The sequence below is a fragment of the Microbispora sp. CA-102843 genome (assembly GCF_050936215.1).
Taxonomy (GTDB): Bacteria; Actinomycetota; Actinomycetes; order Streptosporangiales; family Streptosporangiaceae; genus Microbispora.
On record NZ_JBNJNF010000001.1, the window covers coordinates 3,053,425 to 3,071,119 of the forward strand.

The 17,695-nt window shown below is 73.5% G+C and carries 11 protein-coding genes; 6 read left to right on the forward strand and 5 right to left on the reverse strand.

The genetic code is table 11. The features are described 5' to 3' along the window. The 3 genes from ACQEVJ_RS14375 (at window position 1) to ACQEVJ_RS14385 (ending at window position 4,449) form a co-directional block, all read left to right on the forward strand. Window positions 1–795 (forward strand): GntR family transcriptional regulator, encoded by a 795-nt coding sequence (locus ACQEVJ_RS14375; protein WP_139575261.1) that lies wholly within the window; start codon window positions 1–3, stop codon window positions 793–795. Continuing rightward, window positions 792–1,739 carry a sugar phosphate isomerase/epimerase family protein gene (locus ACQEVJ_RS14380; RefSeq protein WP_433101044.1) on the forward strand — a complete coding sequence of 316 codons (948 nt, stop codon included), beginning with the start codon at window positions 792–794 and terminating at the stop codon, window positions 1,737–1,739. The genes ACQEVJ_RS14375 and ACQEVJ_RS14380 overlap by 4 nt, the downstream gene beginning before the upstream one ends. A gap of 385 nt (window positions 1,740–2,124) precedes the next feature. Next, the gene (locus ACQEVJ_RS14385) at window positions 2,125–4,449 is read left to right on the forward strand and encodes a DUF4132 domain-containing protein (RefSeq protein WP_433101046.1); all 2,325 of its coding nucleotides are present in this window, start codon (window positions 2,125–2,127) and stop codon (window positions 4,447–4,449) included. Window position 4,450: 1 nt separating this feature from the next. Here the strand turns inward: ACQEVJ_RS14385 and ACQEVJ_RS14390 are convergent, their stop codons facing one another. Both ACQEVJ_RS14390 and ACQEVJ_RS14395 read right to left on the reverse strand, forming a co-directional pair. Continuing rightward, window positions 4,451–5,833, reverse strand: coding sequence for a cytochrome P450 (locus tag ACQEVJ_RS14390; protein ID WP_433101048.1), 1,383 nt, complete (start codon window positions 5,831–5,833; stop codon window positions 4,451–4,453). Between the two features lie 70 nt (window positions 5,834–5,903). Further along, window positions 5,904–6,062 carry a hypothetical protein gene (locus ACQEVJ_RS14395; protein WP_433101050.1) on the reverse strand — a complete coding sequence of 53 codons (159 nt, stop codon included), beginning with the start codon at window positions 6,060–6,062 and terminating at the stop codon, window positions 5,904–5,906. Between the two features lie 149 nt (window positions 6,063–6,211). Here ACQEVJ_RS14395 and ligD point away from each other — a divergent pair, with 149 nt between their 5' ends. Further along, window positions 6,212–7,399, forward strand: coding sequence for a non-homologous end-joining DNA ligase (ligD, locus tag ACQEVJ_RS14400; RefSeq protein ID WP_433101052.1), 1,188 nt, complete (start codon window positions 6,212–6,214; stop codon window positions 7,397–7,399). Here ligD and ACQEVJ_RS14405 read toward each other — a convergent pair. From ACQEVJ_RS14405 to ACQEVJ_RS14415, 3 genes are all read right to left on the reverse strand, one after another. Continuing rightward, entirely contained in the window at window positions 7,375–9,927 is a 2,553-nt protein-coding gene (locus tag ACQEVJ_RS14405) for a GMC oxidoreductase (protein ID WP_433101054.1), read from the reverse strand. The two genes, ligD and ACQEVJ_RS14405, sit on opposite strands and share 25 nt — an antisense overlap. A gap of 20 nt (window positions 9,928–9,947) precedes the next feature. After that, entirely contained in the window at window positions 9,948–11,069 is a 1,122-nt protein-coding gene (locus tag ACQEVJ_RS14410; protein WP_433101056.1) for an alpha/beta fold hydrolase, read from the reverse strand. Between the two features lie 80 nt (window positions 11,070–11,149). Further along, entirely contained in the window at window positions 11,150–14,077 is a 2,928-nt protein-coding gene (locus ACQEVJ_RS14415; protein WP_433101058.1) for a helix-turn-helix transcriptional regulator, read from the reverse strand. Between the two features lie 228 nt (window positions 14,078–14,305). Between ACQEVJ_RS14415 and ACQEVJ_RS14420 the strand changes: the two genes are divergently transcribed. Continuing rightward, window positions 14,306–16,792: a molybdopterin oxidoreductase family protein gene (locus ACQEVJ_RS14420; RefSeq protein WP_433101060.1), complete on the forward strand. Its 2,487-nt coding sequence runs from the start codon at window positions 14,306–14,308 to the stop codon at window positions 16,790–16,792. Window positions 16,793–16,907: 115 nt separating this feature from the next. After that, window positions 16,908–17,582, forward strand: coding sequence for a hypothetical protein (locus ACQEVJ_RS14425; protein ID WP_433101062.1), 675 nt, complete (start codon window positions 16,908–16,910; stop codon window positions 17,580–17,582). Window positions 17,583–17,695: the final 113 nt, after the last annotated feature.

The window sequence follows — 17,695 nt, forward strand, 5'->3', positions numbered from 1 at the left end:
GTGTCCCGCGACCTGGATGGCGAGAGCGCGGTCGAGGCGGTGCGGCGGGAGGTCCTCCGGCTCATCACGAGCGGCGAGCTCCGGCCGGGCCAGCGGCTCGGCTCGGAGCGCGAGCTGTCCACGCGGATGGGAGTCAGCCGTACGACGCTGCGCCAGGCGCTCGGGCTGCTGGAGCAGGCGGGCGCGGTGCGCCGGGTCCCCGGCAGGGGCGGCGGGACGTTCGTCAGCGGCGGCAAGGTGGAGCGCGACCTGTCGAGCGTGGTCGGCGTGCCGGCGCTGCTGCGCGAACAGGGCTTCACCGCGGGGTCGCGGGTGGTCAGGGCCACGATCGCGGGCGCCGACGAGGCGACCGCCGCGGCCCTGGGCATGCAGCCGGGCGACCTGGTGACCGAGATCGTCCGCATCAGGTTCGCCGACGGGGTGCCGCTCTCGCTGGAGCAGGCCCGGTTCCCCGCGCTGCGCTTCCCGGGACTGCTGGAGCAGCCTCTCGGCGGGTCGGTCTACGAGCTGCTCGCCGAACGGTACGGCGTGCGCCCGGCCGACGCGCTCGAACGCATCGAGGCGGTGGCCGCGGGGGAGGAGGAGGCGGCGGTGCTCGGCGTGGAGCCCGGCGTGCCGGTCCTGGCCATCACCCGCACGACCTCCGACGAGCAGGGCCGGGCCTTCGAGTTCTCCCAGGACGTCTTCCGGGGCGACCGCACCCGTGTCCTCGTCCACGTGAGCGGCGCCACCGGCGCCACGCACTCCGCCCGCGAGCAGGGCAGGCTCGTGCGCTTCCCGGAGGTGACGGGGTGACGGCGCACACGGCTCCCTGGGCGGTGCGGGTGGCGAGCGCTCCCGTCAACTTCGGCGTCTACCGCGCCGACAGCGCGCCGCTGGGGCCCGACGAGATGCTCGCGACGATGCGCGAGGCCGGGTACGACGGCACCGACTCCGGGCCGATCGGTTACCTGGGCGCGGCACAAACCCTTCCCGAGTGGCTCGCGGCGCACGGTCTCGGGCTCGCCGGCGGCTGGGTGGACCTGCGCTACGACGACCCGGACGGCTTCCGCGAGGACCTGGCCGCCCTCGACGCCGCCCTCGACGTGTTCACCGCCGTCCGCGACGCCGACCCTCGGTTCGCGCCGCGGCCGACGCTCGCCTGCCCGGACCGGCCCGAGCGGTTCGCCCGTCCCGGCATGCCGGCCGACCCCCGGCTCTCCCTGCCCGACGGCGACTGGCCCGCGTACGCCGGGCGGATCGGGCAGGCGGCGGCCCGCTGCCGCGAGCGGGGCCTGGAACCCGTCTTCCACCACCACCTGGGCACCGACGTGGAGACACCGGAGGAGATCGAGCGGCTGCTCGACCTGACCGACGTCTCGCTGTGCCTGGACACCGGGCACCTGTGGCTGGCCGGGGGCAACCCGGTGGCGGCGATCCGCGACTGGTCCTCGCGCATCCGCCAGGTGCACGTCAAGGACGCCTCCCGGGACGTCCTCGCCCGGATCCGCGCGGGCGGCGGCGACCTGTGGGACCTGGTCGCGGCGGGTGGCTTCCCGCCGCTCGGGCACGGCGACCTGGACCTGCCCGCCGTGCTGGCCGAGCTGCGGCGGTCGGGTTACGAGGGCTGGATCGTGATCGAGCAGGACGTCCCGGCCTTCCGCGCCTCGGACACCGAGGCCCTCGCGCGGGCCGTCGCCGACCAGCGAGCCAACCGCGCCGCCTTCGGCGAGGCGCTCCGCGCCGCCGGCCTCGCCTGATCCCACCTCGGCAGCCGCCCGCCACGGGGCCGCCTATTTGTCGTCCGCTTATTTGTCGTCCGTCACTGCTATGAATTACGCCATCTTCTGATCTTCACGGAAACGAGTCGTCCGATGGCGTCAGTGATGTTTCGCGATGAGACCGCGACAGGCCGCGCTCTGGCCGAGTTCTCCCTTCCGGACCTGCCCGACCGGATCACGGCCCGTGAGCTGGTGCGTCTGCGCGTCCGCGAGGAGGTGGCCCGCCACAACGCCTCTCCCGCGCCGTACTTCCGCGGTCTGGTCACGCCGACGGACGCCGAGGCGGAGCCCGCGACGAGCCGGCGTTCCTGCTCCCCGCCGACACCGAGATCACCGACCCGGCGATCACCAGGCAGGTCCGGCCATGAACCTCCACGGCACACCCCTGTCCTCGCGGGCGCGGTTCCTGCACGACCTGATGACGGGAGCCGCGAGGTATGACCAGCGGGCGCGGCACCCGCGCGATCTGTTTGCGGGCGTCGCCACCGCGCATGCCGCGTACACGCTCGACGCCTCGCAGCTCAGCGCGTACGAGCTGGGAGCGCTGCTCCCCGCGGTGTATCGCGTCGACGTGGAGAACGGTGATGCCGTTTCGGCACGGTGGGAGGTCGAAAAAGAGGTGAGGGAGCGTCAGCCGCTGTTCACGCCGGAGGCGTGCGCCGACCTGTTCGACGCCATGGCAGGGCGATGGGAGAACATTCGGCTCGGGGCAGGCGCGCTGGTCCGGTGTCCCGCGGGCGCGCCGCTCGACCGGCTGACCGATCCGGCCCGTGTCGTGGTGGAGCGCCTGCTCCAGGAGGATCGGCTCGACGAGCCCTTCTCGCTGCTGGCCGTCGCCGGGCTCGCCGGGCTGGACACCGAGGTGGCCGAGCGGCTCACCGCCGGGCGCGGGCCGCTGGCCGTGGCCGAGGTGGAGCTGCTGCTCGGCTGGGACGTGGCACGGCGGGCGCTGTTCGCCGAGTTCGTGCAGGAGATCTCGGAGACCCCGTCTTACCGGAACGTCCCGCCGCCGCTGCCCGACGCCAGGGAGCGGCTGAGCACTCTTCCGGGCTATGTCGCCTTCGTCCGCACCACCGTGGAGGCGGCCGCGGCCCGCGTCGCCGCGATCCATGCCGGGGAGCTGCCCTATCGGGCGGAGAAGGCGTTCGGCGTGGGAGAGAAGCAGACGATCGGCCGTGCCGTACGGATCGCGCTCCTCCGGGACGAGCCCTGGCTCCCCGAGCCGCTGGAACGGCTGGTGCGCGGCGTCGCGGTGGCGCCCACCAAGGCCAAGACCCTGCCCTCACAGGGGGTGCTGTTCGAGATCGCCCGCGCGGCCGAGGATCACCCGACCCCCGAGGCCGTCTCCGCTCTACGCGCCGCCAGGGACGCGACCCGGCACGCGGGGGTGCCCAAGCAGCTCGACCGCATGCTCAAACGCATCGAACCCGCGCTGGCCGACCGGGTGGAGGTCGCCTTCCAGCTGCCGGACGGGCGCGTACGGCGGACGCTGGGCGAGCACACCGCGGTCATCTCCATCGACGGCGAGGTCGAGCTGTCGTGGTGGCACGGCGACAGGAAGCTCAAGACGGTCCCGGCCGCGGTCAAACGGGAGCATCCCGACGAGGTCAAGCGGCTGCGCGAGCTGGCCAAGCAGGTCCGCGGGCAGCAGGCGACCCTGGTCAGGGCGCTGGAGGCCGGGTACGCCCACCAGGTCGCGCCGCCCTACCGGCGACTCGAGGGACATCCGGTCGCCGACCGGTTGATCTGGGACTTCGAGGTGTCGCCCGGGGTGTGGCGCAGCGAGCTCGGGCTGACCGTTCCGGACGTCCCCGTGCGGCTGTGGCATCCGGCCCGTGCCACGCCGGAGGAGGTGCGGGCCTGGCGCGAGATCGTGCAGGACAAGGAGCTGCGCCAGCCGTTCAAGCAGGCCTTCCGTGAGGTGTACCTGCTGACGCCCGCCGAGGAGGCGACCGGGGTCTACTCCAACCGGTTCGCCGGGCATGTGGTCGGCTACCACAAGCTCTACGCGCTGTTCAAGCAGCGTGGGTGGCAGGCCGGCTATCTCGGGCCGTGGGACGGCGGCTCCGGGGGTGAGGCCCGGCGGGTGCTGGCCGGGGGAGGCTGGCGGGCGACGTTCTTCCACGACTACCTCTGGCACGAGGACGGATACGCCACCACCGGCCAGGTCCGCTTCCAGCGGGCGGCCGAGGACGGCTGGCGCGAGGCGCCGCTGGGCGAGGTGCCACCGCTGGTGTTCAGCGAGGCGATGCGGGACGTGGACCTGTTCGTCGCGGTCGCGTCGATCGGGGCGGACCCCGAGTGGCTCGACCGGGGAGTGGACGGGCTGCGGGACTACTGGCAGTCCTATGGCTTCGGGGACCTGTCCGAGAACGCCCGGGTGCGTCGTGACGCGCTGGCCCGGTTGTTGCCGCGGCTGGCGATCGCCGATCGGTGTTCGCTGGCCGATCGTTTCCTGGTGGTGCGGGGTGAGCTGCGCACGTACAAGATCCATCTGGGGTCGGGCAACATCTTGATGGAGCCCAACGACGCCTATCTGTGCATCGTCCCGCGCGGGTCCGGCGACCGGGTCTTCCTGCCGTTCGAGGAGGACGGCGGCCTGTTGTCGGTCATCGTGTCCAAGGCGTTCCTGCTCGCCGCCGACACCGAGATCACCGACCCGACGATCACCAGGCAGATCCGGCCGTGACTCACTGCGCGCGGCGCAGCTTGCGCAGGAACGCGACGAGACCGGACCTCGGACGCCCGTCGCCGCCGTCCTCCACGGCCGGCGCCGACGGCTCGCCGTCGGACTCGGGCCGGGGCGTGGGGGCGAAGCTCGCGCTGACCTCGTAGTGCACGGGCAGGGCTCGCAGCGCGCGTACGAAGGGGGAGGGACGCCAGGGAAGCCGGTCGGCCGGAAGCGCCGGCTTCAGCGTCGAGAACCGGTCGAGCAGGCGGCGCACCGCGATCGTGGACATCTGGATGGCCAGCCGCTGGCTCGGGCACCGGTGCGGGCCCGCGCCCCACGCCAGGTGGGCGCGGGTGCTGCGGACGGTGTCGCGGGTGAGCGCGTCGGCGAACCGCGGGTCGGCGTGCGCGCCCGCGATGGACAGCATCACCGGGTCGCCGGCCGCGATCGTGAAACGGCCGAGCTTCACGTCCGTCCTGGCGTAGCGGAAGGTCAGGTTGGCCAGCGCCGGGTTGGTCAGGGCGACGCGGTTGACCGCCTCCTCGATCGCGCCGACCGACACGGTCTCCCTGAGCCGGGGATTGGTGAGCACCTCGACGATGACGTTGCAGATCAGGCTGCCGGTGAAGTCCAGGAAGCCGGACAGCATGAACAACTCGCGGGCCAGTTCCTCGTCGGTGAGGTCCGGCTTTTCCTCGATCATGTACGACGGCAGGTCGTCGCCGCGCCGCTGCCGTTTGACCGTCGCCAGTTCCAGGAGGGTGGCGTACAAGCGCTGGTACGCACCCGCGGAGTCGGGGCCGTCCAGCAGTCGCCACTGGTCCATCACCATCTCCTCGCCCCGCTCGATGGTGACGCCGAGCAGGTGGTTGGCGACGAGCAACGGGAACGGCCGCCCATACTGGGCGGCGAGGTCGGCCTGCCCGGTGGGCCCGCTTTCCGCCATCACGCCGATGAGGTCGTCGCAGTACCTCACCATGGCGCGTTCCAGCCGCTGCGCCTGCTCGCTCCCGGGATCCTGGAACGGCCGGAGCCCCGCGATCCAGGCGCCGCGCAGAACCCGGTGCCTCTCCCCGTCGTGGAAGCCCGAGTTGTCGGCCTGCAGGAGGGCGAGCAGCGGCCAGTCGGCGGGAACGCGCCCTTCCGCGTACGCCCGCCAGTGGTCCACGCGCTTGCTCCAGATGCCGCGCCCGTTCTGCATGACGTGCAGCACCTCGTCGTAACCGCACACGAACCAGACCGGCACACCGAGGAGTTCGACCGGGGCCACCGGGCCATACCTGGCACGCAGGCGCTCGTGGACGAGCGCGGGATCGGCTTCGTAGTCAGCGGTGAGCAGAGACTCCAGTGGTAACGAGATGAGCCCTTCCACGGCCGACGCGGACCATCTGTCGGAGATCAAGGGCCTGCGCCTGCCTTCCCTGCCGTATGTCGGCTATGGGCGGCGATCTTAGAGCGTCCGTCCGCGAATGTCAGCGCTTGACTCCGGAAGGGCATCGCACGATCTCGTCGTGGATCTCGGCCATGCGGGCGGCGTGCTCGACGGCGTACCTGTTCAGTCCGGAGAATCCGGCGATGTCGTCCGTGATCGTGCCGGCGAACAGGTGCGGCTGCTGGGTGAGCACTCCCACCGTTCGTACCGGGCCGCGATCTACGGCCCACACGAATCGTGGCAATCGGGACTTGCGAACCACGGGCGGTTCCTTGCGGCGCCTTGAGAGATCGCGCATCCGCCGCGCCCTGCCGGGGTGCCGTCGGGGGAGCGACGTAGTGTGGCGGCATGACGCTGGAGCTCGACGGCAGGATCGTGAAGATCACGAATCCGGACCGCGTTGTCTTCCCGCGGACCGGGCACACGAAGCTCGACCTGATCTCCTACTACCAGGTGGTCGCCGAGGGGGCGGTGCGCGGCGTGGCCGACCGGCCGGTGATACTCAAGCGCTTCGTGCACGGCGTCGACCGGGAGGCGTTCTTCCAGAAGCGCGCGCCCGCCAAGCGCCCCGAGTGGGTGGAGGTCGTCGAGCTGAGCTACCCCTCAGGCCGCACGGCGGAGGAGGTGGTGATCCGCGACCTCGCCTGCCTGCTGTGGACGGTGAACCTGGGGTGCGTCGACCTCAACCCCCATCCCGTACGGGCTCATGACCTCGACCATCCGGACGAGCTGCGGATCGACCTCGACCCCGTGCCCGGCGTCGGCTGGGAGCAGATCGTCCGGGTCGCCCTGGTCGCCAGGGACGTGCTGGAGGAGCACGGCCTGACCGCCTGGCCCAAGACGTCGGGCTCACGCGGGTTCCACGTCTACGCCGGCATCGAGCCGCGCTGGACCTTCCGCGAGGTGCGGCGGGCCGCCGAGGCCGTGGCCAGGGAGGTCGAGCGCAGGGAGCCGGACGTCGCCACCAGCCGGTGGTGGAAGGAGGAGCGGCAGGGCGTCTTCGTGGACTACAACCAGAACGCCCGCGACCACACCGTCGCCTCCGCCTACTCCGTGCGGCCGACCGGCCTCGTCTCGGCCCCGCTGGCGTGGGACGAGGTGCCGGGGTGCAGGCCGGAGGACTTCACGCTCGCGTCGATGCCCGACCGGTACGCCGAGGCGGGCGACCCGTGGGCCGGGATGGACGAGCGGGCGGGTTCCCTCGACGCCCTGCTGGAGCTGGCCGAGGCCCAGGGGCCGCGGCCGGACCGGCCCGCGGCGCCGCCGCGTGAGGGCCGGCGCGGGTCCGTCATGCCGCTCGTCGAGATCGCCAGGGCCGCCACGCGGGACGAGGCGATGGCCGGGCTCGAACGATGGAAGGTTCGCCACCCCGAGGTGACCCGCCTCCTGCGGCCGGCCGACGTCCTGGTCGACTCGATGCGCGGGCGCAGTTCGACCTGGACCAGGATCAGGGTCAACCTCCGGCACGTCCCCGAGCCCGACCGGCCCGCCCAGGAACCGCTGGAGGTCGACTACGACCCCTGGGCCGGACCGTAGACCTCCCACAGCTCGCCGAGGAAGAACCGGCAGAAGCGGGTCACGGCCGCCGCGCCGTCCGGCCCGGCCGTGCGGAACGTCGTGAGCATCCGCACGAGGTCGGACGGCAGGATGCGCAGCGTCCCCGTGGCGACCACGGCGGCGTCCTCGTCCCCGTCCTCCTCGACGTGCCCTTCAAGCAGGCGGGCGTGCAGGGTGGAGGTGTCCAGCCACAGGCGGGTCGGCGCGCCCGGCAGGATCTCCTTGCGCCCGGCCAGCGTAAGGGGGCGGTCGTCGGCGTCCCAGAAGTGCAGGCGGTAGCACATGCGCCGCTGCCCGGCCGTCTCCCCGGGGACGAACAGGTTGAACGAACCCCGGGCGATCGGCCGCCTGCCCCCGCACGGGTCGGCCTCGATCCAGCCCTCCGCCCTGGCCTCGTGCTCGGGCTCGGTGAGGAAACGGTCGATGTCGTCGATCGTGATCGTGAGGCGGAAGGAGAACGGGAACCCTCCGGCCGCACCCCCGCGACCCGCACGGCCGGGCGGACCCGGCATCAGGAGTCCCCGCATCTCCTCCACGAACCACAGCGAGGTCCGGCCCTCGAACACGCTCGCCTCGTCGGCAGGCCGGGCCGCGAAGGGACGGCCGCCGGGGACGGCCGGCACCTGCGAGCCGGCCTGCGGTTGCGGCGTTCCCATCGTCTCGGGGGCCACCGGTGCGGCGGTCGGCGCCGCGCCGACCCGCGCCGTCGTCCCCACCGGCACGGCCTCCACTCCCACGGCCTCCACTCCCACGGCCTCCACTCCCACGGCCTCCACTCCCACGGCCTGCACCCCCACGGCCTCGACCTCCATGGCCCTTACCGCGGGCGCGGCGACGGACGCGCGGGTCTCCAGGATCCGGGTGCTCATGCGGTCGGCGAGCGCGGCGATCGTCAGCGACGGATTGGCGCCGACCGGCCCAGGCAGGGCCGCGCCGTCCGCGACGTACAGCCCGGGGAAGCCGAAGACCTCTCCGTACGCGTCGCAGACCCCCTCGCCCGGATGGCGGCCCATCGGCGCGCCGCCCAGCGGATGCACGGTCATGACCCGCCTGCGCCACCACGGCGGGCTGTCGGCGTACTCCGCGCCGAGCACGTCGCCGATCCTGCGCATGATCGCGCGCAGCCGCTCGTAGTAGTCCTCGCTGGTCTCGGCCGTCCAGTCCACGTCGAGGCGGCCGTCGCGCAGGCGCAGCCTCCCGTCGGGGACGTCGCGGCCCATGCCGAGCAGCGGCAGCGAGGTGCCCGACAGCTCGCCCCGGCCGATCAGGTCGGCGAACTCCGCCGACAGGTTGGTGTCGTGGGTCAGGATGTTGCGCAGCCGCCGCAGCAGGAACCGGGCGATCCGGCCCGGCCGCATGTCCGCGCCCTCGACAAGGTAGTCGACGAACTCGGGATAGCCGCCGTCCTCGATGTAGGCGCCGCGCCCGTCCGCGCCGTCGTCGAGCCGGATCGCGCTGGTGATGACCGGTCCGCGGCTCGCCCGGATGGGCCGGGTCCTGCTCCGGTCGGTGGCCCGCAGCAGGAACGCCAGCATGTCCCCGTTGCCGCAGAAGCGGGTGCCGAGCGTCCCGCTCAGGCCGGGGAAGGCCGCCCGGTTCTTCAGCAGCAGGAATGACGTGCCGTAGGTGCCTGCGGCCAGGACGAGCCGGTCGCAGCTGATCGTGTGTGGCCCGGTCGATCGGGGCATCCCGTCGCCGTCCTCGCCCGCCTCGTCGCTGCGCGGCATGTGCTCGACGTACTGCACGTCGTAGCCGCCGCCCACGCGCGGCCTGATGCGCCGCACCTCGTGCAGCGTGCGCAGGTCGGCGCCGTGGTGCCGGGCGGCCGACAGGTAGGTGTGGTCGAGGCTGTTCTTCGCGCCGTCGTTGCAGCCGAGGTCGCACTCGCCGCACAACCGGCACGTACGGCGCGGCACGCCGTGCAGGTTGCCGTACGCAGGGCCGGCGACCGGCGTGCCCTGGCAGGGCTCCGCCCCGGGCGACGGCGCGAAGCTGACGGCCAGCGGCGGAAGCCGCCAGTCGAGTCCCAGCTCGGCCGCCGCGTCCCGCATCGCGAGCGTCTTCAGCGTGTCGTCGAAGCCGGGATGGCTCAGCGGGTAGGGCGAGATGCCGATCATGCGCTCGACCGCGTCGTAGTGCGGCTCGAGGTCGGCCCTGGTCACCGGCCACGACTCGTAGCCGCCGCCGGGCAGCTTCTGCTCGTGGACGAACCAGTCCTCGTCCTTGCGCAGCATGACGTTGGCGTAGATGAGCGAGCCGCCGCCGAGGCCGCTGGCGACCACAGAGTCGCAGTCGGAGAAGCTCCAGATGTCGAACATCCCGTACAGGCCCTCGGCCGGGTCCCAGAAGGCGCGGCCGAGCTGGGCCGGGCCGCGCGGGAATTCCCCCGGCGCGTACGCCCTGCCCCGCTCCAGCACCACCACCGACAGCCCCGCTTCGGCGAGGCGGTAGGCGGCGACCGCGCCGCCGAAACCCGAACCGACCACGACCGCGTCGACGTGTTCCATGAATGATCTCTCAGTTCGCTTCAGCGATCGCTGTGCCGCTTCAGGAAGTCGAGGATGTGCGGGAAGACGTCCCGATGCGCGTTTGCCCCGATCAGGGGGTCGATGTGCCCATATCCGGGCAGGATCCGCAGCTCGTGCCGCCCCGGCGCCGCCTTCGACAGGACACGGTGGCAGACGATGTTGGAGTCGGTGAAGACGTCGTTGTGGTCGCCCGTCATGAACAGGATCGGCGTTTCGACGTCGGCCGCGTCGGCCAGGTAGTCGTCCGGCAGCGCGGCGTGCCGCGGGTCGCCGGTGTCGTACTTCACCGCACGCCCGGCGGCCACCATCTTCCGCACGTGCCGGTAGTAGTGCAGGTCGCAGGCGCCGTTGAGGTCGGCGAGCCGCTCGTGGAGGTGCGTGCCCGGCGCCAGGTTCCGGTGGCGGTACATCGCGGGCCTGCCGCTGCCCCACATGAAGCTCTGCATGTGGCAGGCCGCCTCCCGGCACTCCGGATGGAGGAAGGAGAGGGCGCGGGCCAGCAGCCACCGCCGCGTCAGCGGGGGCGCGTCCCTGAACCGCGGGTCCAGGTAGGACAGGCCCGTGCCGTACTCCAGCAATGCGGGACCGAGGGCGAGCTTGAGGCGGGCCCAGGGGTGCACCCGGGGCGTCAGCGCGACGCTGTTGGCGACCAGGCTGGCGATCCCGCTCACGGCCCCGGAGAACAGGCTCATGTGGAAGGTCACCGACCCCAGGCAGTGGGCCACCACGTGGATCCGCCGCGCCCCCACGTGGCGGCGGATCTCGCGCAGTGCTGCCGGGTGGTCGTACTGGGCGATGTCGTCCAGCGTGTGCCTGCGGGTCTCCATGGTGTACGGAAACCTGTTGCTCATCCGGAAATCCAGCGTCCACACGTCGCCGAACCCGCTGTCGTGCAGGAACCGGACCAGGTTCGTGTGCTCCGGCATGATGAACATGTCGCTCGACGAGGTCAGTCCGTGCACGAGCAGCACGACGTCGTCCGGCGCCCCCTGCGCCGGCGTGTCGTCGCGGCGGAACCGGGTGAGCTGTAACCCCAGCTCGTCCTCGGTGGCGAACGGATGAACCGTGACCTCGGCGTCCCGCACGCCGTCAAGCGTGAACCGGGGTATGCGGTGTTCCATTCGATCGCCTTTCTGCCGGGGCTACCATCCCAGGACCACCCGTATCGGCGGCATCGTGGAAAACCCGTACTTGTCGGCGCTCACCGCTTGAGGGCGGTCGCCACGCCGACCCGGGAGGTGACCTCCAGCTTGGCGAAGATCCGCGACAGGTGCGTCTCCACCGTACGGACGCTGAGGAAGAGCCGCTCGGCGACCTGCTGGTTGGTCAGCCCCTCGGCGACCAGCAGCGCCACCTCCAGCTCGCGGGGCGACAGCCCGAACCTGGCCGCCTCCCCGCCCGTGGCCGTGCTCGCGCCGCCGCCCACCCGTACGCCGAGGCGGCGCAGCTCGCGCTCGGTGCGCGCCTTGAGCGCGCGGGCGCCGCACGCGTCGAAGACCTCGGCCGCGGCGCGCAGGTGCTCCCTGGCGCGGCTCCGGCCGCCCGGCGTGCCGAGACGCGCGAGCCCGGCGGTGAACAGCGCACGGCCCGCGTCGAGCCGCCGCTCGCCCGCGGCCAGCAGCCGGGCCGCCTCCTCCGCGGCCTCGGCCGCGGCGTGCGGGTCCCGGCGGCACAGCGCGTGCGCGCGGGCGAGCGCGGCGAAGCCGCAGTAGGCCGGCAGGCGCGGCTCCTCCAGCCGCAGGGCGAGCTCCGCCCACTGCGCCGCCCGCGCGGCCGCCTCCGCCTCGGTCTTCGTGTCGGTCTTCGCGTCGGCTGCCTGGGCGGCCTCCGCGTAGGCGAGCGTCTCGCACGCCTGGAGCAGCGTCCCCGGGTCCAGGCGCGGCGACTCGAACCGGTTGCACGCGTCCAGCACCGCCTCGATGCCGTCGGCGAACCGGCCCGCGTTGACCAGGGCCTGTCCCCGCGCGTAGCGGGCATTGGCCTCCCAGGTCTCGCCCGCCCCGACGCCGCACCGCACGGCCTCGTCGCCGGCGCGCAGGGCCGCCTCGTCGTCGCCGCTCCACGACTCGGCCAGGCAGACCTGGGTGAGCGCGAAGACGAGCTGCTGGCCGGAGTCGAGCAGCCGGGCGCCCTCGACGGACTCCTCCGTGGTGGCCCTGGCCTCCGCCAGGCGGCCCGTCGCCACCAGCGTCTTGGCCCGGCCCGCGAGCAGATTGGTCAGGATGTAGGTCTGCCCGGTCGACCGCGCGACGGCCGCCGCCCGGTCGAAGTGCCGCAGCGCCTCGCCGTACCGGCCGAGGTAGGACTCGGCCCAGCACAGCCAGGCGATGGCGTCCAGCCACTCGGACAGGTGATCGTCCGGCGCGTCGGCGAGCAGCTTGCCGGCGATCTCGGCGTAGCGCAGCGCGTCGTCCGTACGGCGGGCGGCCAGGGCGGGCATCGGGCGCAGGGCCGCCACCGCGACCGCCAGCCCGGGCTCCCAGTCGTCGGCGTTGTCGGGCATCAGGTCGAGCACGGCCTGGGCGGCCCGGAAGTCCACCCGCATCATGCTCTCGGCGACCAGGCGCATCCGCATCGGCACGGCGGCGGCCGCCCGCGGATTGGGCATGCGGCTCAGCTCGTCGAGCAACAGCGCCCTGGCCTCCTGCGGGCGGTCGAGCTGGCGCTCCATCAGCGCGCAGACGCGGGCCGCGCGGCCCCGGCGGGGGTGGTCGTCCTCGGGCAGCGTGCGCAGCAGCTCGCGGGCGGTGTCGCGGCCCTCGGCCAGCCTGCCGCTGATCCCCTGGGCCCAGCTCAGCTCCATCATCAGGGCGAGCCGGTCCTCCCGGGTCGCGGCGTCGTCCGGCATGAGCCGCAGCGCCGCCTGCAGCCAGTGCGCCGAGGTGGCCGGCGCGTGCGCGGTGACCGCGCGGGCCGCGGCCACCAGCACCTCCACGGCCCGCTGGTCGCCGAACGACCCGGAATGCTCGACGTGGTGGGCCTGCACGGTCGCCGGGGCGCCCAGCTCGGCCAGGTGGGCCGCGATCCTGGCGTGCGCGCCCAGGCGCCAGCCCGCCGCCGCAGACTCGTAGACGGCGCGCCGCACAAGGGGGTGGCGGAAGCGGAACCGCCCGCCCGCGCTGCGGACGATGTCGCGCTCGACCAGCTCGTCCAGCGCGGCCAGCGTGGCGGCCGGCGGAACCTCGCCGGCCACGGCGGCGATGGCCGGCTCGAACTCGTCGGCGGTGACCGCGGCGGCCTGGGCCACCAGCAGCGCGCCGGGGGACAGGTCGCCCAGCTCGACCTGGAGCGCGGCGAGCACGGTCGGCGGCAGCTCGGCCACGTCGGTGCCGCCCATCCGGGCCAGCGCCTCCAGGTAGAACGGGTTTCCGCCGCTGGCCTCGTACAGCGCCATGCCGCGTCCCCGGCTGACGTCGGGGCCGAGGAACTGCCGGACCTCGGCCGCGCTGAGGGGACCGACCACGACCTCGTGCCCGCGCGGACCGGCCGCCGCGGCCAGCCGCGCCACGCGCGGAGCGGCCTGGGCCGGGCGGAAGGACACGGCCATCAGCACCGGGCCGGCGGGCGGATGCCGCACGACGTGGTCGAGGAACTCGAGTGTGCCGTCGTCGGCCCAGTGGACGTCGTCGAGGACCAGCAGCAGGCCGGTGGGCCCGGCCAGCGCGCCCACCAGGTGCCGTACGGCCCGGTAGAGCCGGTATCGGGCGAGGCCGCTGCGGTCGTCGGCCAGCGCGGGCTCGTCACCGGCCGGGGCCGCGTCGGCGGCGAGCCCGGGGAAGACGCCGGACAGCAGGGCGGCCTGCCCGGACCCCACGGACCTGACGACATCCTCCCGGCGTGTGTCGAGATGGTCGTCGAGCGCGTCCACCAGCGCGCTGTAGGGGAGCATCTGCTCGTACTCGGCGGCGCGTCCCCACAGCGGGGTGAACCCGTCACCGCCGGCCATCGCCGCGAGCTCGCCGAGCAGCCGCGTCTTGCCCGCGCCCGGCTCGCCGGCCAGCGCGAGGAACTGGAACCCGTCGCGGCGGCTGGCCGCCATCGCGCCCCGCAGCGCGGTCAGCGCGTCCCGCCGTCCGACGAGTGGCACGGACGTGCCCGTGACGACCGAACCGGCCGTGCGTCCGTCCATTCGCACCCCACACGCGAACGCGCGGGCCGCCCCCGCCGGCCGCGCCGACAACACCCAGTAAATGCACTTTACAGATCACGAGACCCCTACAGGGGCGCGGCCCGGCATTAACACCGTATGGAAAGTATTCGAAAAGGAACCGGTCAGTTCGGGCGATTCTGGGATCAGGGGTGCATGGCACCGGGTACGGGACGCCTCGTTCACACGTCGTCACCGCGGAGGTGCCAGGTGCTGGACCGGATCGCCGATCCCAGGGGGCGGCGCACGCCGTTTGGACCTCCGGACGCGGTGGAACGGCTGGCCGCGGCCCTGCCGAGCCACATGCGCGACGCGCTTCCCCCGGTCATCCGCCTCGGCAGCCCCTGGCCGGTGCGTGTCGACGTGTTCCCGGAGGACGGCGTCGCCGAGCCGGACGTCGAACGCTGGGTTCCCGCCGTCTCCGCGGCGGGTTCCAACGGCGACGCCCTCGACCTGGCGGTGCGCGGCGGCCGGGTCGCGGGCGTGCGCGGCAGGGCGGGCGACCGCGTCAACCACGGCAGGCTCGACCCCCGGGAGTGGCACGCCTGGCAGCCGCGCGCGGGCCGGCTGACCCGCCCCCTGGTACGTGAGGCCGGGCGGCTGGTGGAGACGACGTGGGACGTCGCGATGGACCGCATCGTCGCGAGGTCGAGGGAACTGCTCGCCCGGCCCGGCGGCTGGGGCCGCCTCGCCTTCCACACGGGCACGCGGCTGTTCCTCGAGGAGCACTACACCCTCGCCGTCATCGGCAAGGCGGGGATCGGCACGCCACACATGGACGGCGACACCCGCTGGGGCGCGGCGGCGGCCGCGGCCGCGCTCGCGGCGAGCTTCGGCACCGACGGCCAGCCCGGCTCGTACACCGACGTGGACCACTGCGACGCGCTCGCGCTGTGGGGACACGACTGCGCCGCCACCCATCCCGTGCTGTGGGAGCGCATGCTCGACCGCAGGCTCGGTTCCAGGCCGCCCGCCATGATCGCGGTGGGCCCGGGGGAGACGGCGGCGGCCAGGGAGGCCGACGTCCACCTCGCCGTGCGTCCCGGCACCAACGTGGCCCTGCTGAACGGGCTGCTGCACGAGTTGATCGCGGGCGGCTGGTACGACGCGGCCTACGTCGCCGCGCACACCGTGGGGTTCGAACGGCTGTGGCGGGTCGTCGAGGCGTACCCCGCCAAGCGGGCGGCGGAGATCTGCGCGGTGCCGGTCGGGCAGATCGAGCAGGCCGCCGAGATCCTGGGCGCGGCCGAACGGCTGATGTCGACCGTGGGCCCGGCCTTCCTCGGCTCCAACCAGGCGACCGCCGCCGCCTGCCAGGTCAACAACGTCCACCTGCTGCGCGGCATGCTCGGCCGGCCGGGGGCCGGGCTGTTCCAGCTCGGCGGGCCCGGGAGCGACGCGCTGGAGGCGGGCTCGGCCGGAGACCTGCCCGGGCTGCGCAACTGGGCCGACACGGGGCACGTGCGCGAGCTGGCGGACCTGTGGAACGTCGACCCCGCCGTCATCCCGCACTGGGGGCCCGCCACACACGCGACCCAGATCCTCAGGTACGCCGAGGAGGGCTCGGTCGGGCTGCTGTGGATCACGGCGTCCGACCCGGCGGCCACGGTGCCCGGCCTCGACCGGATCCTCGCCAGGGAGGACCTGTTCGTCGTCGTCCAGGATCCCTACCTGACCGAGACCGCGCGGCTGGCCGACGTGGTGCTCCCGGCGGCGACCTGGGGCGAGAAGGCCGGCACCGTCACCGGCGCCGACCGCACGGTGCACTTGTGCGAGAAGGCGGTCGAGCCGCCGGGGGAGGCCAGGGCGGACCTCGACATCCTGCTCGACTACGCGCGGCGGATGGACCTGCGCGACCGGGCCGGCCGGCCGCTCGTGCACTGGACCGACGCGGAGTCGGCGTTCGAGGCCTGGAAGGCGTGTTCCAGAGGCCGTCCGTGCGACCACACCGGGATCACCTACGAGCGCCTGCGGACCGGCGGCGTCCAGTGGCCCTGCATGCCGTCCAGCTCCCACGGGGTCGAGAGGCTGTACGCGGGGGGGCGCTTCGCCACCCGGCCGGGGCACTGCCAGACGTTCGGGGCCGACCTCGCCACGGGAGCCGAGTACGGCGAGGAGCGCTACCACGCGGAAAACCCCGGGGGACGGGCCTTCCTCCACGCCGCCGACTTCGAGCCGTCTCCCGAGGTCGCCGACGACGAGCACCCCCTGGTCCTCACCACCCGCCCGGCGCCGTGCCGCTTTCCGGCCCGGCCGGCCCGTCTCGGCGGCGCCGCGCCCGAGCCGTTCCCGGCCGAGCCGCGCCTGGAGATCCATCCCGGCGACGCCGCGGCGCTCGGCCTCGAGGACGGCGACCTCGTCCGGGTCGAGTCGCCCCTCGGCGTGCTGGAGGCCGTCGCGCGCCTGTCGGGCGTACGCCCGGGAGCCGTGGTCCTGCTGCTCGACGGGCAGGGCGAGGCCGTGACGCGGGCGGCGGCGGAGCTGACGCTCACCGCGTGGGACCCGGTGTCCCGCCGGCCGCTGCGGACGGTGGCGGCGGTCCGGCTGGTGAAGGCCGGGCGGTGCGAGGACGCCGCCGTGGGAGAGGGCCTCTACTCGGCCGCCGCCACGCGCCTCGACCGTGGTGTGACCGCGCGGCCCGAGGTGACGGCCGCGGCCGGAGGAGGGGAGGCGCCGGAACGGTACGAGGAGGTCTGACGTCCGCGATCGCCGGAGACGAGGTGGGTCGGCCTACCGGAAGGAAGCGACGAAACATGGTCTCTGCACGCACACGCACCGCTTGGGGGGACGCCGCCCGCGGGTGGGACGATCGGTGAGCGAGCATCTGGCGCGCTATCTGGAGACGCTGTCCCGCACGCAGCACGAGCTGTCGTCCGGGTTCCGCGCGCTGCGGCACGGCCATCCCCGCGAGGCCGACCTGTGCGGCGTCTGCGAGCGCCTGGCCGCGCAGTGCCGCGACCACGCCGACCGACTGGAGTCCTTCCTGTGGCGGTACCGCTCCGGAGGCCCTCGCGATCCCCGTCCCGCGCAGTCGAGAGCGCCCGGGGCGGGGCCGCAGGGGCTGGAGGTGCCGCGCCTGGAGACCGGGGGGTTCGACGCCGCGAGTATCGACGGCGGGGGTTTCGACGCGGCGGGCCTGGAGACGGCGGACCTCCAGCGGGTGGTTCGCGGGGCCGTGGAACGGGAGCGGGCGGCCGCCGAGGGCGCGGACCCCGGGGCGGCGCGGCGTCCTCGCGTGACGCCGGGGCGTGGCGGAGGGGACGGCGGCGGCCTTGCGCTGCTGCGGGAGCTGCACGGGCTGTACCTCCTCGCCACCGAGTGCGACCTGTCGTGGAGCGTGGTCGCCCAGGCCGCCCGTGGGCTCAGGGACGACGACCTGCTCGGCCTCACCCGCCACTGCGCCCCAGAGACGGCCGTCCAGTTGCTCTGGCTGCGCACCCGGATGCGCCAGGCCGCGCCGCAGGTTCTCGTCGTCCCGTCCTGGTAGTTCGGGAAAATGGCGACAAAGTCCGCCATTAAGAGGAAATCTAGACAAGCGTCGTATGATTTCCGGTGAAATGGATTGTGGCCATGTGGAGATAATTGATAGAAGATTATCTC